The organism is Emticicia sp., assembly GCF_049241225.1.
In the GTDB taxonomy this organism is placed as follows: domain Bacteria; phylum Bacteroidota; class Bacteroidia; order Cytophagales; family Spirosomataceae; genus Emticicia.
The window spans coordinates 13,180-33,582 of record NZ_JBMLRC010000342.1 but is presented as its reverse complement, the minus strand read 5'-3'; the positions used below and the strand labels follow the sequence as shown (position 1 = coordinate 33,582).

19 protein-coding genes and 1 riboswitch are annotated in these 20,403 nt (G+C 36.5%); of the genes, 10 read left to right on the top strand and 9 right to left on the bottom strand.

The features are described 5' to 3' along the window. Nucleotides 1-70: 70 nt before the first annotated feature. From ACOVO2_RS18495 to ACOVO2_RS18470, 6 genes are all read right to left on the bottom strand, one after another. Nucleotides 71-1,078, bottom strand: coding sequence for a homoserine O-acetyltransferase family protein (locus tag ACOVO2_RS18495; RefSeq protein WP_421771396.1), 1,008 nt, complete (start codon nucleotides 1,076-1,078; stop codon nucleotides 71-73). A gap of 50 nt (nucleotides 1,079-1,128) precedes the next feature. Continuing rightward, entirely contained in the window at nucleotides 1,129-1,608 is a 480-nt protein-coding gene (locus ACOVO2_RS18490; RefSeq protein WP_421771395.1) for a YdeI/OmpD-associated family protein, read from the bottom strand. Nucleotides 1,609-1,675: 67 nt separating this feature from the next. Further along, on the bottom strand, nucleotides 1,676-2,965 hold the full coding sequence (locus ACOVO2_RS18485; RefSeq protein ID WP_421771394.1) for an O-acetylhomoserine aminocarboxypropyltransferase/cysteine synthase family protein: 1,290 nt from the start codon (nucleotides 2,963-2,965) through the stop codon (nucleotides 1,676-1,678). A gap of 122 nt (nucleotides 2,966-3,087) precedes the next feature. Further along, a riboswitch (SAM riboswitch) is annotated at nucleotides 3,088-3,204 on the bottom strand. A 113-nt stretch (nucleotides 3,205-3,317) separates the two neighbouring features. Beyond that, the gene (locus tag ACOVO2_RS18480) at nucleotides 3,318-4,367 is read right to left on the bottom strand and encodes a CHC2 zinc finger domain-containing protein (RefSeq protein WP_421771393.1); all 1,050 of its coding nucleotides are present in this window, start codon (nucleotides 4,365-4,367) and stop codon (nucleotides 3,318-3,320) included. Between the two features lie 106 nt (nucleotides 4,368-4,473). After that, nucleotides 4,474-5,226, bottom strand: coding sequence for an SDR family NAD(P)-dependent oxidoreductase (locus ACOVO2_RS18475; protein WP_421771392.1), 753 nt, complete (start codon nucleotides 5,224-5,226; stop codon nucleotides 4,474-4,476). A 79-nt stretch (nucleotides 5,227-5,305) separates the two neighbouring features. Next, nucleotides 5,306-6,235 (bottom strand): homoserine kinase, encoded by a 930-nt coding sequence (locus ACOVO2_RS18470; protein WP_421771406.1) that lies wholly within the window; start codon nucleotides 6,233-6,235, stop codon nucleotides 5,306-5,308. Between the two features lie 206 nt (nucleotides 6,236-6,441). On the opposite strand from ACOVO2_RS18470, the gene ACOVO2_RS18465 reads away from it, so the two are divergent. The 10 genes from ACOVO2_RS18465 to ACOVO2_RS18420 all read left to right on the top strand — a co-directional run bounded on the left by ACOVO2_RS18465 (nucleotide 6,442) and on the right by ACOVO2_RS18420 (nucleotide 17,944). After that, nucleotides 6,442-7,002, top strand: a complete 561-nt coding sequence (locus tag ACOVO2_RS18465; RefSeq protein WP_421771391.1) for an OmpA family protein — start codon at nucleotides 6,442-6,444, stop codon at nucleotides 7,000-7,002. 116 nt (nucleotides 7,003-7,118) lie between these two features. Continuing rightward, nucleotides 7,119-7,676 (top strand): hypothetical protein, encoded by a 558-nt coding sequence (locus ACOVO2_RS18460; protein WP_421771390.1) that lies wholly within the window; start codon nucleotides 7,119-7,121, stop codon nucleotides 7,674-7,676. Nucleotides 7,677-7,898: 222 nt separating this feature from the next. Next, nucleotides 7,899-8,471 carry a phosphoribosylglycinamide formyltransferase gene (purN, locus tag ACOVO2_RS18455; protein ID WP_421771389.1) on the top strand — a complete coding sequence of 191 codons (573 nt, stop codon included), beginning with the start codon at nucleotides 7,899-7,901 and terminating at the stop codon, nucleotides 8,469-8,471. A 63-nt stretch (nucleotides 8,472-8,534) separates the two neighbouring features. Continuing rightward, entirely contained in the window at nucleotides 8,535-9,518 is a 984-nt protein-coding gene (locus ACOVO2_RS18450; RefSeq protein ID WP_421771388.1) for a YheT family hydrolase, read from the top strand. A gap of 8 nt (nucleotides 9,519-9,526) precedes the next feature. Further along, nucleotides 9,527-10,657: a mechanosensitive ion channel family protein gene (locus ACOVO2_RS18445; RefSeq protein ID WP_421771387.1), complete on the top strand. Its 1,131-nt coding sequence runs from the start codon at nucleotides 9,527-9,529 to the stop codon at nucleotides 10,655-10,657. Nucleotides 10,658-10,962: 305 nt separating this feature from the next. After that, nucleotides 10,963-12,711: a transcription termination factor Rho gene (rho, locus tag ACOVO2_RS18440; RefSeq protein ID WP_421771386.1), complete on the top strand. Its 1,749-nt coding sequence runs from the start codon at nucleotides 10,963-10,965 to the stop codon at nucleotides 12,709-12,711. A 120-nt stretch (nucleotides 12,712-12,831) separates the two neighbouring features. Next, the gene (locus tag ACOVO2_RS18435) at nucleotides 12,832-13,434 is read left to right on the top strand and encodes a Crp/Fnr family transcriptional regulator (protein ID WP_421771385.1); all 603 of its coding nucleotides are present in this window, start codon (nucleotides 12,832-12,834) and stop codon (nucleotides 13,432-13,434) included. Nucleotides 13,435-13,616: 182 nt separating this feature from the next. Continuing rightward, a complete protein-coding gene (locus tag ACOVO2_RS18430) occupies nucleotides 13,617-14,615 on the top strand; it encodes a hypothetical protein (RefSeq protein WP_421771384.1) in 999 nt (332 codons plus the stop codon). A gap of 49 nt (nucleotides 14,616-14,664) precedes the next feature. Continuing rightward, on the top strand, nucleotides 14,665-15,585 hold the full coding sequence (locus tag ACOVO2_RS18425; RefSeq protein WP_421771383.1) for a DUF4249 family protein: 921 nt from the start codon (nucleotides 14,665-14,667) through the stop codon (nucleotides 15,583-15,585). Between the two features lie 7 nt (nucleotides 15,586-15,592). After that, complete coding sequence (locus ACOVO2_RS18420; protein WP_421771382.1) at nucleotides 15,593-17,944, top strand: TonB-dependent receptor; 2,352 nt, start codon at nucleotides 15,593-15,595, stop codon at nucleotides 17,942-17,944. A 2-nt stretch (nucleotides 17,945-17,946) separates the two neighbouring features. Here ACOVO2_RS18420 and ACOVO2_RS18415 read toward each other — a convergent pair whose 3' ends face one another. The 3 genes from ACOVO2_RS18415 to ACOVO2_RS18405 all read right to left on the bottom strand — a co-directional run. Then, nucleotides 17,947-18,510 (bottom strand): Uma2 family endonuclease, encoded by a 564-nt coding sequence (locus ACOVO2_RS18415; protein ID WP_421771381.1) that lies wholly within the window; start codon nucleotides 18,508-18,510, stop codon nucleotides 17,947-17,949. Between the two features lie 43 nt (nucleotides 18,511-18,553). Further along, on the bottom strand, nucleotides 18,554-18,799 hold the full coding sequence (locus ACOVO2_RS18410; protein ID WP_350264845.1) for a T9SS type A sorting domain-containing protein: 246 nt from the start codon (nucleotides 18,797-18,799) through the stop codon (nucleotides 18,554-18,556). A 45-nt stretch (nucleotides 18,800-18,844) separates the two neighbouring features. Beyond that, nucleotides 18,845-20,403: alpha-amylase family glycosyl hydrolase (locus tag ACOVO2_RS18405; protein WP_421771380.1), on the bottom strand; the 1,559-nt coding region annotated here is incomplete at its 5' end.

Genomic DNA, 20,403 nt, shown 5'->3' with positions numbered 1-20,403 from the left:
ACGTCGGCAGGGTTCAAAACCCTGCCGACGTTAAAACATTAGATAAAATCATAAAGTGCTTTCATTTTCGTTACAGCCACTCCTTTATCGTCTCAGTCATTGCTTCAAATTCAATTAAAAATCCATCATGGCCATACATTGAATCAATAAGAGCGTATTTTGCGTTTGAAATATGCTTAGAAATAAACTCTTGTTCTTCGGGAGGAAATAATACATCAGAAGTAATGCCAATCACCAAAGTTTTTGCTTTGATAAGTTTGAGGGCATCCTCAACTTTACCACGCCCACGACCAACATCATGAGAATCAAACATCTTTGAGAGTGTCCAATAAGAAAAAGCATTGAAACGTTTGCCGAGTTTTTCGCCCTGATAATTTTGGTAAGTATTTGCCCTGAAAAAATCAACTTGACCTTCGTCACGAGATTGTGTGCGGCCATAAGTGGCATAATTTCGGTAAGATAAAAGAGCGATTGAACGAGCCACTTTCATGCCGTTCATACCCGCTTTCGGGTGACGCTCTGTCCAAGTTGGGTCGGCTGCAATAGCCATTCGTTGCGATTCGTTAAAGGCAATTCCCCACGGAGAATGAATGGCGTTTGTTGAGAAAAGAATTAAGTTTTCAATCAAATCGGGTTGTAAAATCGCCCATTCGAGTGCTTGTTGGCCACCCAACGAGCCACCAAGTAAAGTATTTATTTTTTCGATACCTAAATGAATACGAAGCAAGTCAATCGCACGAACAACATCACGGATACTCAAAAACGGGAAATCATGAAAATAAGGCTCGCCCGAAATCGGGTTTTTGCTTAGGGCATTGGTTGAGCCATAATGTGAACCCAAAATATTGGCACAAACAATAAAATGTTCATTTGGATTGTAAAGACGTTTTTCACCAATCAGTCCATTCCACCAATCGGACGGATTGGCGTTGCCCGTAAAAGCATGACACACCCACACAACATTATCTTTTTCAGCATTGAGTGTTCCGTAGGTAGTGTAGGCCAAATCAAATTCGGGAAGCCAAGCCCCCGATTCAAGTTTAAAAGGTTCGTCGTGATGAAATGTCTTATTTTCCATTAATGCTAAAAGGTACTACTTGGTGATTTGTTGTATAATTTTGTTGACTTTTACTTGTTGGTTTTTCTTAGCCGTTCGGCTAATTCTACTACTCTTTTTATTCGAGTTTCGGTTTGTTTGGCACTGTCAATCCAGTGTCTATAATCTTTTTGTTTTGAGGCCGAAAGTTGCTGAAATAAAGTGGCAAATTCTTCATCAAAATCTATCGCTTCCTGCAATTCAATTGGCATCGAAATTATCCTTTCTTCAAAATCCTCTTCAAGAGCAACCGAAATTTCATCGTGCAATTTTACCCCTAATTCTTTCTGTAATTTAAGAGGCAAAGTCATTGCATGAAAGCCATTACCCTTCGGAAAAAGATTACTCTTAAAAGGTTTATCATTAATGCTTCCTTTGACTTTAATGAATCCTTTTTTGCCAAAAATGTCATGAGCATTTTCAGGGAAATCAACATAATGCCATGACCCAGCAGGATTTGGGGGCATTTTCTTGATAATTTCTTTAAAATGAATGACTTTGTTGGGCATCATCAATTTTGCTTTCAAAAAACAAGGTCGAAGATAAAACTCTTACGAGCCAATCTTCGACCTTGGGAAATTATGCTAAAGCCTGTGTAATATCAGCTTTAATATCTTCTATGTGTTCGTACCCACACGAAATTCTCAATAAATTAGGGTCAACACCTGCCGAAAGTTGCTCACTTTCTGATAATTGTGAGTGCGTTGTTGAAGCAGGATGAATAATCAAAGTTTTAGCGTCGCCAACATTGGCCAAATGCGAAATTAACTTTAAACTATTAACAAACTTTTCTGCTCGTTCACGGTCACCTTTCAATTTGAATGAAAGCACCCCACCAAAACCACGTTGTAGATATTTTTTAGCTAATTCATGGGTTGGATGATTAGTTAAACCAGGATAATTGACTGATTCAACTTCTGGATGCTCAGATAACCATTGTGCTAATGCTGCAGTATTTTCACAAGTGCGTTCAACTCTTAAAGTTAAGGTTTCTAGACCTTGTAATAATAAAAATGAATTAAATGGCGACTGGCAAGCACCCCAATCACGGAGCCCTTCAACTCTACAACGAATGATAAATTGAATATTTCCGAAAGGGCCACCAACACCAAAAACACTGTTTAATATTAGTCCATGATAACTCGGTGATGGTTCGGTAAATTGAGGATATTTTCCATTTCCCCAATCAAATGTTCCACCGTCTATAATTACTCCACCCATTGAAGTGCCGTGTCCTCCAATCCATTTAGTAGCAGATTCTATGACTACATTTGCTCCGTGTTTGAGTGGTTGGCAAATTGCTCCCCCAGCACCAAAAGTATTATCCACAAAAAGTGGAAGGTCGTATTTTTTAGCTAAAGCTGCTAATGCTTCAAAATCAGGTACGTGTAAGCCTGGATTACCGATGGTTTCGACGTAGAGGAGTTTTGTTTTTTCATCAATCAATTTTTCAAAACTTTCAACATTATTTCCTTCGGCAAAGCGAGCTTCTACCCCAATATTTTTAAACGAGTTTTTAAATTGATTGTAAGAGCCACCATAAAGAAACGAAGTTGTGACAAAATTATCGCCAACAGTTGTTACATTATTGATGGCAATAAACTGAGCTGCATGTCCGGAAGAAACAGCAAGTGCAGCTACACCACCTTCAAGAGCAGCAATACGTTTTTCAAAAACATCACTTGTTGGATTCATGATTCGGGTATAAATATTTCCGAATTCTTTTAGAGCAAAAAGGTTTGCTCCATGAGCCGAATCCTTGAATTGATAGGCGGTAGTTTGATAAATAGGCACCGCACGAGATTGTGTAACTGGGTCAATTTCCTGTCCAGCATGTAGCTGAAGTGTTTCAAATCGTAGTTCTGACATTGGTTTTGTTGGTTTAAATTTTAATAAAAAGTGAATTTTGTAGCGAAACTGACGTATAGCAAAAACACCGTGCTTTGCCACACATGAAATAAAACCAATTTTAAAACGATTGTCGTATGATTGGTTTATAAGTCCGAATGGTTTCGCCATTTCGGTAGGTATTGGCACCTTATCGCTTGAAGCGGGACAGGTTGCCCGAGGTTCGTAGAGCCTATTCTCTCCCCTCGTCTGTATAAATCAATCAATTAGCTACTGGAGTAGAATAATTGAATTGATGTTGCAAAGATGCGGTAGGATTTGTTAAAAAACAAGCGAAGTAGAACAATTTTCTAAATTGTTCGTTGGCAAAATTTTATAAATTGTTTCTGCCAAAATATTCATTTATATCTTTAAAACCTTTGTTCCAATCTCGTTTTTCGGCCAGAATACCCGCCATCAGAAAATCTTCTATGAGTGCATTTGCTCCGTTGATACCGGCAGTGTCGTTATCAAAACTTATCAGAATCTTGTATTTTTTGAAATATTTCATCCATTCTTTCTTAAAAATTTTGGCACTTCCCAAACTCACGGCCATCATGCCATGTTTCACTAAGGTCATGCAATCGAATGCACCTTCGGTGAGATATACCTCAGAATTTGGACGAAGTTTTTTGATAGAATCAAGATTGAAAATACTGCGAGGAACGCCCGAAAGAAATTGATATTTACTTGCACCTTCAGGAGGATTTCCGATAGTTCGACCTTGCAGATAAACGATTCTACCATCCTGATAATAAGGAATGATGATAGGATGAACGAAAAATACTAAATTGCCTTTATCGTTGACAATGCCGCAGGCTTTTAAATCTTCTAATGAATAGTTTGATTTCAGAAAATCATTGGCAACTACGTAGTTTTTTATTACAAAAAGTTTGAAGTGCCTAATCGTCCAATCATCAATTCCTCGGCCACGTAAATATTCAGCCGCTTTTCGAGCTGACTCGGTAGCAGGTTGAGTGAGGCAAAATTGCTGAAAACGCTCGTATATTTCGCTATAAATTGGCTTGAATTCAAACTGCTTTTCGGGAAGAGGCTTGTTGGTGTAAACACTTTGAATGTCGAGTTTACGAATAGTTTTATGACGAACACCATCATAAGCAGGAATATAACGAGTGGCGAGTTCTTCGAGAGCGGTTTTGAAGTCAATCTGACAGGCATCGGCATAGAGATTAATCACATCACCGTGTTTGCCACAGCCAAAACAATGAAACTCGTTTTGTGGTGGAGGGTAAAAAACCAAAGAAGGTGAGTCTTCAACGTGAAAAGGGCAATTCATGCGTCGGCTCTGAACAATTTCAAAGCCCAAGTCACGAGCAACTTGCCGAATATCAATTTCCTTTACACGTTGAAGTAGGTTATCCATTGAATGAATTTACGAATGACGAATGACGAATTCGGAATCTGATTTGAGTATGAAAACTTTATGAGTTTTTTATACTGTGGACCGCCGAAATTTGACTGTGGACTGCTCACTTTCTATGAATCATAGTCGGAGCAGCTTGAGCTTTTGCATAGAGCACAATATCTGCAATCGTCACACGGTCGGGTGTATTGATAGCATAGAGAATTGCATCGGCTACATCTTCGGGCTGAATAGGGTCAAAGCCTTCATAAACTTTTTTTGCACGTTCGCTATCGCCCTTAAAACGCACCAACGAAAAATCGGTTTCTACTGCACCAGGGGCAATATTTGTTATTTTTATGCCATATTTGGTCAAATCATGACGCATTCCCTCGCTAATTGCCTCCACCGCTGATTTCGAGGCACAATAAACAGCTCCATTAGGGTAAGTATATTTTCCTGCAACCGAACTTAAATTGATGATATGTCCTTTTTCACGTACTACCATTATTGGCATTACAGCTTTCGACACATAGAGTAAACCTTTCACGTTTCCGTCAATCATGGCATCCCAGTCTGTAATGTTCCCATCTTGAATTGGCTCAAGGCCGTGGGCATTTCCTGCATTATTGACTAAAATATCAATTTTTTTCCATTCTTCGGGCAGAGATTCAATCGCACTGGCAACATCGGCTTGATTACGCACATCAAAAGATAGTGTTATGACTTGCACTTTTTCCAAGAAATATTCTTTCAATTCCTCTAAAACCTCCCGACGACGACCGCACAGAATCAAATCAATTCCTGCGTTAGCAAAAGCCTCGGCTGTTGCTTTTCCAATTCCTGATGTTGCACCTGTAATGAGGGCTATTCTTTTCATTTGTTGATATTTTCTTATTTAGTTATTTAATTGTTCCCGTAGGAACGTCCAATTTGGACGTTCCTACAATATTTACGAATTAATTAATAACCTTCGGCCCATCTTGATTAATTCCTGAAACGTACTCATTTGCGTGAATACCCACTTTTTCAAAGCTATTTTTCATAGCAATTGCCACTTTTTCGGCAGTTTCTTTGCCTTGACTAAATGCAAAAATCGAAGGGCCAGCTCCCGAAATACTACATCCTAAAGCACCTGCTTCTAAAGCCGCATTTTTCACTTCCCAAAACTCAGGAATTAAAATTGCTCGAACGGGTTCGATAATAAAGTCAACCATCGAACTGGCAATTAGCTTATAATCGGCTTGCATTAAACCTGCAATCATACCAGCCACATTTCCCATTTGGGCAATGGTGTTTTTCATCGAAACTTCATTACGCAAAATATGACGTGCATCTTTTGTATTTACCTCAATATCAGGATGTACAATAGTTACGTATAGCTCATCGGGTGTAGGTACTTTAAAAACATCAAGTGGCTGATAACTACGCACAACTACAAAACCTCCAAGTAGAGCAGGGGCTACGTTATCGGCGTGGGCAGAGCCACAAGCAATGCGTTCTCCTTCCATCGAAAATGGTAATAATTCTTTTGCAGAAAGAGGTTTGCCCAGCAATTCGTTCACCGCAAAAACTCCCGCCACCGAACTCGCCGAACTGCTTCCCAGTCCGCTTCCGAGTGGCATTTTTTTGTGTAATTCAATCTCTAAACCTTGTGTACATCCTGTTTGTTCGAGGTATTTTATAATCGGAACCGTTACGGCGTTTTTAGAAACATCGTAAGTGAGTTTTCCTTCTTCGCCTGTAATATTTGTGATAATGATTTGATTATCAGAACGTTTACGAACAATAACTTCATCGCCAGGGGCATCAACTGCAAAGCCGAAAATATCAAATCCACAGGCAACATTAGCAACGGTAGCAGGGGCAAAAATCTTGATTGAGTCCATCAATAAAAATAGGGTGTTTTCTTTGGTTATGTTCGCCAAATTTAGCCCTTTTTAAGAAATTTTCGGCTGACAAACTTATAAATATTATTGAGTTGTTAATTTTTAAATAGAAAATTAAAAAAAAAGTTGTTTTTTAGTTACTTTTTATTACTTTTCGATTCGTAAATAGTAAAACAAATTTTCCTAAACCTCAAACAATTCAAACAATGAACAGATTTCTATTACCCATTCTGATTCTGCTTTGGTCGTTGTTGTATACTGGTTGGTGGAACTGTAACCGTAAACCTTTGTGTTCGGGTGAACCAATTGTGGCCGACACAACATCAGCGGTAGTGGCAGATACTCCAGCCTTTGACTCAAGCAAGCAGACAGATTCTGTAAAAGTAGATACTGTGAAAGCAGCTGCAACACCAGAAGAACAAATCTTGTTTACGCCTCTAGATGTTTACTTTAAAGTTAACCAATCTGGCATTGAAAAAACTGCCGAAGTGGAAACCTTTATAGCAACAGCTAAAAAGTATTTTGAAAAACATCCAGATAAACAGCTTTTAATCACTGGTCATGCCGATAGTGATGGTTCGGATGAACTAAATCAACGTCTGTCAGAAAATCGTGCAAAGCAAACAAAATCATTCTTGCTCAAAGAAGGAATCAAGGCTTCGCAGATGACAACCGAAGGCAAAGGCGAAAAAGAGCCAATCGCCTCAAATGATACACCAGAAGGCAAATCAAAGAATCGTCGAAGCACAATCAGATTGAAAGAGTAAAAGAAGTCAACAGTTGGCGGTCAACATTCCACAGTAGTTTGATACTATTTATGTTGTTAGTCGACTCATACATCATCGCAGTTTAAGAAATTTTATAACTTTAAAAATATAAAAAAATGGAATTTTTCAAATGTTGGTTAACAGATTTCCCATGGGGAGTTTTTCTTGGATGTTTATTACCACTTTTATTACTTTGGTGGTGGCTAAGCCGTGAAATTAATCGTTGGAAAAGACATGCGGCCGAACTACAAGATAGAATCAATTTCTTGGAAGGAGAGTTAGATGCTTGCAGAAAATCTAAAGTATCGACAAATGTAAGTGTTGAGGCGGGTGGAAGCACTGCGGCAGGTATTGGTGGAGCAGGAATTGCAGCAGGGGCTTTAGGTCTGGCAGGAACAGTTGCTGCCGCTGCACCAACTAAAAAAGATGATTTGAAAATTGTTGAGGGAATCGGTCCAAAAATAGAAGAGTTGTTTAATAATGCCGGGATTTACACATTTGCCGAGTTAGCTGAAACCTCGGTAGAAAAAATGAAAGCGATTCTTGATGCGGCAGGGCCTCGTTTCCAAATTCATAATCCTACTACTTGGGCCGATCAAGCTGCTTTGGCTCGAGATGGCAAATGGGATGAATTGAAGAAATGGCAAGATGAACTTTATAAAGGTAAAGCCTAGGTCAATTAAGAATGTAGAATTTTTAACTTTGATATCTACCTGTATAGTTCTAAAAAAAGTCGCTAAATGTATTTTTAGCGACTTTTTTTATTCATTTAGATTTATTTGTTGAATAAATTGATAGTTTCATAGTAAATTTGAATTTTATAAGTCAGCATTTTAATTGAAATCATTCTTAATTCTACATCGCACGGGCGACCCCGTCTTAATTCTTAATTCTTGGTGAAACGACTTGCTATTTTTGCTTCGGGTTCGGGAAGTAATGCCGAACGAATAACTACCTATTTTGCTGATAACGAATCCGTTATTGTGGAATTGTTTCTCACTAATAATCCCGCGGCTGGTGTAATTGAGCGGGGGCGTAGGCTTGGTATTCCAACAGTTTTGTTTGATAAAAAGACATTCTCAAAGACTAATAAAATCGTTGATTTACTGCAAAAACAACAAATCGACTTAGTTATTTTGGCTGGTTTTCTGTGGCTAATTCCCGAAAACTTAGTAAAAGCATTTCCAAATAAAATCATTAATATTCATCCTGCATTGCTTCCAAAATACGGTGGTAAGGGCATGTGGGGGCATTTTGTGCATGAAGCAGTTGTGGAAGCTAGAGAAAAAGAATCTGGCATAACGATTCATTACGTAAATGAGCATTATGACGAAGGGAAAATTATTTTTCAAGCAAAATGTGATGTCGTACCAACTGATACTCCTGATGACGTAGCCAAAAAAGTACAGGCCCTCGAACACATTCATTTCCCCGAAGTCATCGAAAGTATAATTGTAGAGCACAGTTAAATTCATTGATGTCAAGTTTAATTATTAAACATTAATCTTCTAATATTCAGCATCAAAAATAGAATGCCAGTTTTATCAACAAACACCGATTATCAGCCCCCCAAATGGCAATTTAATGCCCATATTCAAACAATTTATCCAAGTCTTTTTCGCAAAATTCCTGTTGATTATAAACGAGAGCGAGTTGAGCTACAAGATGGCGATTTCTTGGATTTGGATTGGTCGTTTGCTGGAGCATCACGTGGTAAAAAACTCGTGATCGTTACGCACGGCTTGGAAGGCGACTCGACTCGCCACTACGTGACGGGTATGATAAAGAAATTCAATGATAATGGTTATGATGGCTTGGGCTGGAATTGTCGTAGTTGTAGCGGTGAAATGAATCGTTTGCCCCGTTTTTATCACCACGGGGATGTCGATGATATACGTTTTGTGGTCAATTATGCCATCAATACCTACAATTATGAAGAAGTTGTTTTGGTAGGGTTTAGTATGGGTGGAAGCATGACAGTTCGACTTTTGGGACAAAATTCCGAACTTTTACCAACGCAAGTGAAGTTTGGCTTGGCGGTTTCGGTTCCGCTTGATTTATATACTTCGGTCTATGAACTGTATAAGCCTGGTCGTAGGTTTTATATGAAACGCTTCATCAATAAACTGGGCAAAAAAATAAAAGAGAAGTCAACGCAACATCCTCAAAATAATTTAGTTAGTTATGAAGGATACAAGCAAATCAAAAATTTTGAACAGTTTGATAGCCGATATACCGCTCCGATGTTTGGTTTTAAAAATGCCCACGATTTTTATCAGCAAGCAGCGGCAAAGCCTTTTCTGAAGTCGATAAAAGTACCTACATTAATAATCCAAGCTATCAATGACCCATTTTTATCGCCCGAATGTCTGAATTTAGGCGATGCTGAAAATAACCCCAACGTACATTTACAATTATTAAAATTTGGCGGCCATGTAGGTTTTATGATGCCAAATTCCAACGAAACATGGGTGGAACGTAGAGTAATTGAGTTTATTAAAGAGCACAAAGCATAAGATTTTAAATGAATAAATTAGAGAAGATTCTGCACAAAAGTTTTTTATATAATCCAGTCGAAAACTGGCTTTGGTTTGTAGGAATATTGTTGGTAGGCTTGCTTTTCAAGCGGATTTTTTCGGTTCTTGTCAGTAAAGTTGTTTACCGTTTAATCAAACAAGAAACCCAAAATATACCAGTTTCTAACTTCGTAGATTTGCTGAAACGCCCAGTTGAGTTTATCATTACCCTCCTCATCATTTATTCAGCAGTTGACGAAATCTCTTTTCCAAAAAAATGGCGAATCATCCCGTTTGGTAAAATGAGAGTAAGCGAATTTGCCGATAAACTGCTCGATACGCTTTTTGTGATTGCCATCACTTGGATAATTATCCGACTTGTAAAATTTTTTGCTTTAGTTTTTCTTAAAAAAGCCGAAGAAAATGATACCAAAACAGATGAGCATCTCGTGCCGTTTTTCAGAGATATTATCATTGCTTTGATAGTTTTCTGCTCATTTTTCTTGATTTTGGGCTTTGTTTTTCGTCAAGATGTCATTAGTCTAATCACAGGTTTGGGTATTGGTGGGGTAGCTTTAGCTTTAGCTGCACGTGCTACGCTCGAAAACCTTTTTGCTTCTTTTACGTTATTTACAGAGCAACCTTTCATTGTTGGCGATGACATTGAGCTGGGAAGCATGGTCGGGAAAGTTGAAAAGGTTGGTTTTCGTAGTACCCGAATCCGTCACGTTGATGGTAGTCTGATTGTTGTGCCCAACCAAATGTTGGTTTCACAAACACTCAACAATCTTACTCAGCGTAAAGACCGTCGTCATAAGTTTTTCATACGGCTAAAACTCGATACACCGATTTCAAAAATCAAAGCCTTAGTTGATGAAATTCAGCTACTTATTGATAATCATGAACAAACAAGTTTGCACGAGGGGCATGTGAAGTTTGATGCAATCGGCGAATATTCAATAAATCTATTGGTAGTATTTTTTGCAGCAACGCCCGATTACTGGCAGAGTAAAACCATTCGTGAAGAAATAAATTATAAGATTAATCAATTGATTGAAAAGTACGGTATTGAGTTGGCAAATCCAACCACAACCATGTTTGGAATTACTGATGATAAAATTATTGATGATGATTATTGAAAATATATATTCCTATCGAATAAAAATATTTTGCTTATTTTCGAGAAAACGCTTGCAAAGTTCGGATTAAAGTTTTATTATTGCATTCAAATCCAACAAAACACTTCAATCGGCTCATCTATTCTCAACAGAAAATTCTTGATTTAGCCAATTGTATCCGAGCAAAGTTTCCGTTTTTTTCGAGTAATTCCTGAGTATTTGATTAAATGCTAAAATTCTTGGAAGTGTCTTTTCCGAAATACATCTTATTTAAAAAATCTAACCGCTAATCTTTAGCAATTGTAACGTCTTGTTAATTCTCTCGTATGTACACATCAGAAGAACTGAATCTTAAACTTCTATCAGAGTTAAGGAAAATTTGTATAGAAATTGGCATTAAAGATGTCCGAACGGCCTCTAAAACCGAATTAATAGAAAAGATTTTAGAGAATCAAAGTTCAGCATCACTCTTTAATACTCCCAAAAGTGTCAGTGCCGACACCTCTGCAAATCAGCCAATCGAGCAGCCTCTCTTTAAAGAAGATAAAGGAATAAAAAATAGAAAACGCTTACCTAAGACTGACGAAAAAACTGCCGAACCAGCAGTTGCAGAATTATCTCCTGCGATAGGTGAGGCTAAGCCAAATACTGAAAAAAGCCAGACAAAATCTGAGAATTTCAAAAAAAATGATAATAAAAAGTCATTTGAGAAACAAAAGCCGGTTCCTGCTCAGCCAGAGGTTTTCTCTGATATGCAAGCAGCCGACGAAGAACCAATATTGAATCTGGAAGAACCCGCCGACTTTGACTTAGCTGCCATTGATGCTGAAATGGATGAGTTTGCTCGCTTGACCGAAGATATTATACCTGATATTCCAGAGCCTAAAGAAGACAAACGCTACGTTGATACTTATACCAAAGACATCAAAAAACAGTTCAATAACCTCATCAAGGAGTTTGATGGCATTATTGAAAACGAAGGTGTTTTAGAAATTATGCAAGAAGGTGGATATGGTTTCCTTCGTTCGGCAGATTATAATTATTTGGCGAGTCCCGACGATATTTACGTATCGCCATCGCAAATCAAATTGTTTGGTTTAAAAACCGGTGACACCGTAAAAGGTGCGATTCGCCCACCGAAAGAAGGTGAAAAATACTTCGCTCTTTTGAAAGTTTTATCAGTAAATGGTAAAACTACCGAAGAAATCCGTGACCGTATTCCGTTTGAATACCTCACTCCACTCTTTCCCGAAGAACAAATCAAATTAAGCAGCCGACCAGACGTATATTCTACTCGTGTACTTGATTTATTTGCACCCATCGGAAAAGGTCAACGTGGTATGATTGTGGCACAACCTAAAACTGGTAAAACGGTTTTGTTGAAAGAAATTGCCAATGCCATCACTCGCAATCACCCAGAGGTTTATTTGATTATTTTGTTGATTGACGAACGCCCAGAAGAGGTTACCGATATGCAACGCAGCGTGCGTGCCGAGGTAATTGCTTCAACTTTTGATGAAACTGCCGATCGTCACGTAAAAGTTTCGGGCGTGGTTTTAGAAAAAGCAAAACGCTTAGTTGAGTGCGGACACGATGTAGTTATCTTGCTCGACTCAATCACGCGTTTGGCTCGTGCTTATAATACTGTCATTCCTTCATCGGGTAAAATCCTTTCGGGTGGTGTTGATGCCAATGCACTTCACAAACCAAAACGTTTCTTCGGTGCGGCTCGTAATGTAGAAAATGGTGGTTCGTTGACGATTATCGCAACGGCCTTGATTGATACAGGCTCGAAAATGGACGAAGTTATCTTTGAAGAATTTAAGGGTACGGGTAATATGGAACTCCAACTCGACCGTAAATTATCGAACAAACGTGTTTATCCTGCGATTGATATTTTGGCATCAGGGACACGTCGTGAAGATTTATTGATGGATAAAGATTCATTACAAAAAGTGTGGTTATTGCGTAAATTCATGGCCGATATGAACCCAATGGAAACAATGGAATTCTTACTCGATAAAATGAAAGGAACTCGTAATAATGAAGAGTTTTTATTGACGATGAATAGGTAGTCCACGGTCAATGGTCGATAGTCCATAGTGCTGATAATACAAATACCATTCACTTAGAAAGGTTTGCAATTTTGGTTGCAGACCTTTTTATTTGTGCTGTAAATCCTATTATAACTTTAAATGAAAAACAAAAATCCAGTTTTATACAACTTATTCAGTTCTTTTGGTGTATTTTCTTCTGCCGAAATTGAGCATATTCTCTCACAATTTGAGTCTAAAATCTACAAAAAAGGTGCAGTAATTTTAGATATTGGAGAAATTAACGATAAACTTTATTTTATTGAATCGGGAATTTTGCGAGAGTTTTCGGTAAAAGACCAAGACCAAGACCAAACCATTACCCACTGGTTGATGGCAGAAAATGATTTTCAATATGTAGCTGACAGTTTTTTAGAGGAAAAACCATCTACGGTTGCGATTGATGTACTTGAAAAAGCTAAACTGTGGGTGATTTCCAAAGAAAAAATAGATAAACTTTATTTAGAATGCCCTCAACTAAATTTTATTGGTAGAGTTTTATTGGAGCAAAATACTATCAAATATGAAGCATTCATAACAGCATTAAGACAAAAAAAGGAAGAACGCTTAGAATGGTTTTATAAATACCACAAAGGCTTGATAAACCGTGTGCCATTGAGGTACATTGCTACTTACTTAAATATGACTCCGCAAGCATTGAGCCGAGTTAGAACCAAAATGGCAAAAGCTGAGAGAAAGAAATAATTGTATGTTTCGACAATTCCATTGCGGCATGAATTGCGTTTTTGCAAGTTTTTTCTTGCGGAAACGCAATTTTTTTTGAAGTAAACTTTGCTCTACTTTGCAATAAATAAGCCCCCCAGAAATCTTGGCGGACGACGGGAGGCTCATAAGTCTAACTTTTAATAATTAAACAGTGTAAAACTATGAAAAGGATTTCCATTTTCAAAATTCTGGGCTTGGCTATTTGCTTTTATGGAGTAGTTTCTTGCCAAAAAGATGAAATAAATTCATCTAATTTATCGTTGACTGAACAGCCCAAACAACTAACGGCAGCACAAAAGCAACAGTTAGAAGATTTATCGAACCCTGAACAGAGTGCAGACGTAGTATCAAGAAAGGGTAGGTTAGTTTTCAAAGACCTTGAAGCCTTCAAGAGAGTAATTGGAGAGTTGAAAGCAATGAAAACGGAGGAAGAGGTGGAAAAATGGGCTTCAAAGTTTGATTTTATCCCAATTTCAAAAACTTATCAAGAGAGATGGAAAGAAAAAGGTATGATTACAAAAGAATTTTGTGAGAAAAATCAACTGGCTTTTATTCCCGACCCAACTTTTGCAATGATTTTGAATAAAGATGGAATTTATCAAATTGGGAAAGAAGTTCAAAAAATTACCAATGAAAAAGGGTATGCCATTTTAGAGACTAAAGAGAATTTGTTAAATGATTTAAAGAGTACATCATTGAGAAGTTATGAGGTAGTAAGCGAATTGGTTAAAGTTAAGAAGGAAAATTTAAGACCAACAAATTTCAGCGGTGAGATTGGTACAATGTATTGGGGGCCTACTGACTTAGACGGAAATCCAACATTGATAACTTTAGAGGCATGGAATGTTAATTATGGTGGACAATATGCAAGTTTTGGAGTGAGGTCACAGAATTTGGGACCAGACCAATTAGATGAAATAAGCGTTGCTGCACAAGGTTATTTTGAGCTCAATACGTATTTATTTAATATTGCTTTAGATTCAGGGAATTTTTACGAAGGTGATACTGAATATAATTCTTCATTTGTTAATAAAACAATAAAATGGTATGTTTCTCCATTACCTTGGTTAGGAGCAAGATATGTGATTTATGGTACGGCATATGGAGCTTCAATGTTTAATGGAGTTACTTATACAGCGGGTTGGGGGTTAAATCTATAAATTTATTGCCCACTTTAATCTATTTTAAAGTGGTTTTTTTTTAAAAACCATGAAGAATGTACTAATATTATTGTTTTTTTTACTGTTTGGTTGTGTACGTCAGGAATTAGTTAGTGAGATTGAAATTGATAAAAACGATTCCACGTTAATTATCTATTCTTTAATTACACCAAGTAAGTGGATTTATGTGAATGTAAGAAAAACCATACCTATTGGAGAAGAAAATAATACCAATATTTATTCAACTAATACAAAAGATTCAACGTTCGATTTAGTGACAGGTGCAAATGTTGAAATAGAAAATTTACTAACCAATAAAAGTCTTTTATTACCAGAGGTAGAAAGAGGTGTTTATGGGGTTTCCCCTGATTTGTTTCCAATAGTTTCGGGTGGGAAATATGCGTTAACTGTTAGCTATCGAAACAAAAAAACATATGCTCAATGTGAGGTGCCATCACAAGCAGCAATGATAGATAGATTTATTGCATCCCCTTTGAAAGTTATCAATGATACTATTACTAACAATGGAAAAGTCTTGTTTGTAAAACTCAGTTCTTCTGATTTGCTAATGTCAGGCAAAGATATTTCGAATAAAACCGAAAGTTTAAATTATGTAAGATATATTGAACGTGAAACCAAAAAAATAAATGGTAAAGTTATTAAAGTATCAGAGCCTGCTTTTGGAAAGCCTGATATATCAAGCGGAGAATTTATTTTTTATGGTGGAGTTGCTTTGAATCAAGATGATGTTTCACAGTTAGTGAGTGTTCAGGTTTTAACAGTTTTCCCAATATTTCAAGAATATTTTCAAAATTATTACCTAAGACTAAATCAAAAATCTAATTTACAAGAAAATCCTTTTATGGCGTTTAAGGGAGTTATTCCTGTCATTACAAATATTCAAAATGGCTACGGGATTTTTGCAGGATATTTGATTTCTCCACCAAAACAGATAGTCGTAACGAGATAAGAATAAAATGAAATATTTGTGCCTATTATTTTTTATTTGTTACACTAAATGTACCGCCCAATTTGTAATTAGTGGGAATATTTTTGATTCGAAAGATTCAACTGGATTACCTGGAGTAGTAGTTAATTTCACTGGGCAATCAAAGTTTACTGTAACTAATGACAAAGGGTTTTTTAGTAAAAAAATGAAAGGTAATCCTAAGAAAATCATAGTGAAATCAATGAATTATGAGACAATAGACCTTAATCTGAATGAAATTAAGGCTGATACTACACTAACTATTTTTCTAAATTATAAACAACAAGAACTTACTGAAATTATTATTTCTGCAAATAGTATAGAAGAAAATCTATCGAATCCTGTTTCGGGTCTTACGAAAATAAGTGCAAATACAATTAAAAAACTACCTTCTTTGGGCGGAGAAAAGGATTTGATGAAAGTTTTGATGCTTCTGCCAGGTACTAAAAGTATTTCTGAGGGTAGTGCTGGAATGTATGTTAGAGGAGGAAGTCCAGACCAAAATCTTGTTTTATTAAACAATGCTCCAATTTATACTTCTAATCAGTTTTTTGGTTTATTATCTACTTTCAATACAGACGCAATAAAAAGTGTAGAACTTTATAAAGGGGGCATTCCTGCAAAATATGGTGGTCGTATTTCCTCAGTTTTGGCAGTGCAATCCTTAACCTCTAAAATGGATAAATTTGATATTAACGGTAATTTAGGGTTAATCTCTGCGAAGTTTCAAGTTGATATTCCAATTATTAAAAATAAGGCAGGCCTCCTATTTTCCACTCGTCGAAATTACTTCGACCTTTTGAAAAATAGAATACCAACACCACAGCTAAAAAATGGAATTCCAAACTATCATTTTGAAGACTATAATTTAGATTTTACCTACAAAATTAATATTCACAATGAGTTAAAAATATTTTCCTACGCTAATAAAGATTTTTGGAATGCAAGTAAAGATGAAAGATTTGTCGGAGGGCAAAATATTTTGTACAAACAAACTTTAGAGAATAAAATTTTAGGACTCAATTTTAATTCATTGTTAAGAACTAAATTTCATTATTTCTTGAGTATAAATACTTCAGCGTACGGATATAAAGTTGCCAATGGAATTGAAGACACTTTTCGTAGCGAAATAAATAATTTTAAAACTGGGGTTATTGATAACACTATTGTTAACCACCTAAACTGGTATCAATCAGATTTACTTACGGTCATTGCTGGTATTAGGTATTCTAATCAGAAAATAATTCCTCATTTATTAGATTACAGAGCCTTAAATCAAGAAATTTCAATTAAAAGAGTGCAAAAACCAACCAACGAACTGAGTTTTTATAATGATTATGAATGGAGAATTTCTCCTAAAATAAAAAGTGTTTTAGGTTATCGGATTACTAATTTGAAAAATGATACTTCACTTTTTTTGATTGAGCCAAGATTTTCACTAAACTATAAAATAAATAATAAACAGGCACTAAAGTTTGGTTATCAGACAATAAATCAGTGGTTTCATCTAATTTCTAATCCTGGTTTAGGCCCAATAGAAGATATTTGGGTTGCCTCAAATCGCAAAATACTACCTCAAAAAGGGAGACAAACAACCATTTCTTATGAAAAAATATTACATATAAATAGAAATGATTACATACTGAAATATGATATATATTACAAAGATTTTAAAAATATTATAGCGTATAAAGATGGGTTTAGTTCTTCTGATTTTGCAATTTATTCTAATCAAGCAACTGATAATTGGGAGGATTTTGTAACCCAAGGGAAAGGAAAATCTTATGGTTTAGAATGTTTATTGGAAAAAAAACAAGGAAAATTAAATGGCTGGATTGGCTATACACTTTCTTGGACAAGACATCAATTCGATGAATTGAATAATGGGAAATGGTTTTACGCAAGATATGACCGCCGACACGATATTTCTATTGTGCTAATGTATAGTTTAAGCTCAAAGTGGGCGTTTTCTGCCAACTGGATTTACGGAACAGGACAAGCTACAACAATTCCTATACAAATTATTTCTACTCCTTTGTTCAAAATTAATGCCGATAAATTTGATAGTAGAGGATTTAGCCCCACCTTTGTGAATAGTGATAGAAATGCCTATCGAATGAAAGCAATTCATCGTTTGGATTTTGGTGTACAACGCAATGTAAAGCACCGATGGGGAGAAGGCATTTGGGATTTATCAATTTACAATGTTTATAATAGAAAAAATCCATTGTATTATTATTTAGGCTATAATCAACCTAAAAACTCTTACTCTATTTATTCTGTTTCAGTTTTTCCAATAATCGGGTCAGTTTCTTATAATTTTAGACCATTTTGGAGGTAGTCTCACTCAAAAATCTCACTAACCTTCACCTCAAACTCAGGCAAAACGGGTGCTGCTGAGCAAATATCATCTTCCATGCAAATCTGCACTTGCTTGCGAGAGGTATAGACATAGACTAATTCAGGTTCTGGTAAAATATTCCAAACTACTTTTACTCCTGCTTTAAAATATTCTGTTATTTTTTTCTCAATCTGATAGGGTTTATCATTCGTTGAAGTTACTTCTATGACAAATTCAGGTACTATATCTTCGCCATTATTAGCTCTTTTTCCTTGTTCATCCGTTATATAAGCAATATCAGGCCTTCTCATCTGAATAGGGCTAAGTTGGGTGTCATATTCTGTTACTAAAACACCCTTTTCCCACAATCCTTTTTTATTAAACACCTTATTTAGGAGTAGGTAAATATAGATTTGTCTTTTGTCCATCTTAGAAAACTGTATTATTTCGCCATCGTTCCACTCATACTTAAAGCCATCAAGTGGCTGTTCCCACTCCAAAAATTCGGCAAGAGTTTTTGGCAATTCCGTAGAAATTGGGCTTTGAATTTCGCTTATTGCTGTCATAATCGTAATATTTTAAAACAAATATAAGTTTTTTCTACTGCAATCAATCCAAATTCCTGATAATCTTCTTCGACCGAATAACATCATCTTGGTTGACAATTACGAAGTATATACCTTCGGGAAGACCCGATAAATCGAAATCATGCAAGGCTTTTTCGTGAATGGCTTCTTGCAAGATTTTACCCGAAAGGTTTGATAATTGGTAGTGAGTTTCCAGCCCAGCTGGTACTTTTACATACACTTTTTCGTCGGGTTCGTTATAGAAAATTACTAATTCGTCTTTGGTCATTTCTGTACTTTTTGCCCTCCCAATCGGAGAGGGGTGAGTGGGGTATTAATTTTTGATTATTTTCGTTGTTCGAGCTTTGCCTTTTTGAATGGTACGAATAAAATACATTCCTGACGAATAACCCGATAAATCTATACTTGGTTCGATTTCTTTGGTTTCGGTCTGAAACAAAGTTTTACCCCAAATATCTTCTACCGAAATTTTCGTTTTTTCTCCGTTGAGTTTCAAAGTTACCTTGTCAGTCGTTGGGTTGGGGTAGATTTGAAATTTTGAATTATTCGATGAAATCTCATTAGCCGTTATCGTAAAATCGCCTTTCCATGGCACTAAATTGGCTTCTGGCGTTGGTAATTTTACATTCGTGAAAATATGAAATTCGCCCGCAGCTAAATTGATACGAGGAGTAGCTTCATTGACATTGATTTCTTGCCCCGTAAAATAATCATACCATTTACCAGTCGATTCGAAATTGACATTGGCTGTTTCGCTATTGATACTCAAATTGGCAATGATTCGTACATTCATCGAACTATGATTTAAGGCTACTTGTTTCACCACATCGCCAGTTGATTCATTAAAATCTTTTGAACTGAAAGCCGCTTGCGTAGTTTTAAGTTTTATTAATTCGGCATAAACTTTAAATAGCTTCAGTCGGTTTTCATCTTTCAGATATTCCCATTTTTGTGGTTTTATGCCCGTTCTTCCGTTGAAATCAATGTTTACATCGTAGCCAAACTCGCCAAATTGCCAAAGCATTTTTGGCCCAGGATAAGCAAAAAACAATGCTGCTACTGCTTTCGAGCGTTCGAGAATTGTGGCTAAATTCTTTACTTCGTTTCGGCCATTATTGAGAGCATCATACACAATTCTCTCCTCGTCGTGGCTTTCAATGTAACCAACTAAGTTTGGTTCGTTCCAACCTTTAAATTTATAATTCAGCCCCGAAAGACTGCTATTTGTGCCTTTTACGTTATTTCGAGCAGCTCCGTTCTGATTTCCCCAAAGCATAAAACCGTAGTTTGCCAGTTCGGTTTCTTCGGTATTATCGGCAAAATGTTCTAAAATCAAATAAGAATCTTTGTCAAATGTCCTGATTTTATCATAAAAATGTTTCAAGGCCTTGATTCTTTTCTCATCGTAGGCTGACATCTGAGAATCGGTCAATGATTTTCTTTGTGTAAACCCTTTCGATAAATCGAAGCGATATCCATCAATTTTGTATTCTTTCAACCAAAATTCTAAAACTCTATCAAAATAGTTTTGAGTAGCTGTACTTTCATGATTAAAATCAAAGAAAACCGAATACAAATGCGGAGCAGTCGGGTTTTGAAAAGGACTATCAGCCGCAGGTTGTGAGCCACCCCAATAAGCTTTTGTATATGGAAACTCATAATCAGCATGATTGAAAACCACATCAAGAATAACCGCAATGCCATTTTCGTGGCATTTATCTATCAAATATTTTAAATCATCTTTTGTGCCGTAGGCTTTATCGGGGGCAGTATAATATGTAGGATTGTAACCCCAAGAATTGTTGGCCGTAAATTCATTGATTGGCATCAACTCTATGGCGTTTATACCTAACCGCTTGAAATATGAAATCG

Excerpts from the sequence above, each read along its gene's own strand:
- ACOVO2_RS18495 (WP_421771396.1), bottom strand. The coding sequence starts at position 1,078 with ATGGAAAATAAGACATTTCATCACGACGAACCTTTTAAACTTGAATCG.
- ACOVO2_RS18490 (WP_421771395.1), bottom strand. The coding sequence starts at position 1,608 with ATGATGCCCAACAAAGTCATTCATTTTAAAGAAATTATCAAGAAAATG.
- ACOVO2_RS18485 (WP_421771394.1), bottom strand. The coding sequence starts at position 2,965 with ATGTCAGAACTACGATTTGAAACACTTCAGCTACATGCTGGACAGGAA.
- ACOVO2_RS18480 (WP_421771393.1), bottom strand. The coding sequence starts at position 4,367 with ATGGATAACCTACTTCAACGTGTAAAGGAAATTGATATTCGGCAAGTT.
- ACOVO2_RS18475 (WP_421771392.1), bottom strand. The coding sequence starts at position 5,226 with ATGAAAAGAATAGCCCTCATTACAGGTGCAACATCAGGAATTGGAAAA.
- ACOVO2_RS18470 (WP_421771406.1), bottom strand. The coding sequence starts at position 6,235 with ATGGACTCAATCAAGATTTTTGCCCCTGCTACCGTTGCTAATGTTGCC.
- ACOVO2_RS18465 (WP_421771391.1), top strand. The coding sequence starts at position 6,442 with ATGAACAGATTTCTATTACCCATTCTGATTCTGCTTTGGTCGTTGTTG.
- ACOVO2_RS18460 (WP_421771390.1), top strand. The coding sequence starts at position 7,119 with ATGGAATTTTTCAAATGTTGGTTAACAGATTTCCCATGGGGAGTTTTT.
- ACOVO2_RS18450 (WP_421771388.1), top strand. The coding sequence starts at position 8,535 with ATGCCAGTTTTATCAACAAACACCGATTATCAGCCCCCCAAATGGCAA.
- ACOVO2_RS18445 (WP_421771387.1), top strand. The coding sequence starts at position 9,527 with ATGAATAAATTAGAGAAGATTCTGCACAAAAGTTTTTTATATAATCCA.
- rho (WP_421771386.1), top strand. The coding sequence starts at position 10,963 with ATGTACACATCAGAAGAACTGAATCTTAAACTTCTATCAGAGTTAAGG.
- ACOVO2_RS18435 (WP_421771385.1), top strand. The coding sequence starts at position 12,832 with ATGAAAAACAAAAATCCAGTTTTATACAACTTATTCAGTTCTTTTGGT.
- ACOVO2_RS18430 (WP_421771384.1), top strand. The coding sequence starts at position 13,617 with ATGAAAAGGATTTCCATTTTCAAAATTCTGGGCTTGGCTATTTGCTTT.
- ACOVO2_RS18425 (WP_421771383.1), top strand. The coding sequence starts at position 14,665 with ATGAAGAATGTACTAATATTATTGTTTTTTTTACTGTTTGGTTGTGTA.
- ACOVO2_RS18420 (WP_421771382.1), top strand. The coding sequence starts at position 15,593 with ATGAAATATTTGTGCCTATTATTTTTTATTTGTTACACTAAATGTACC.
- ACOVO2_RS18415 (WP_421771381.1), bottom strand. The coding sequence starts at position 18,510 with ATGACAGCAATAAGCGAAATTCAAAGCCCAATTTCTACGGAATTGCCA.
- ACOVO2_RS18410 (WP_350264845.1), bottom strand. The coding sequence starts at position 18,799 with ATGACCAAAGACGAATTAGTAATTTTCTATAACGAACCCGACGAAAAA.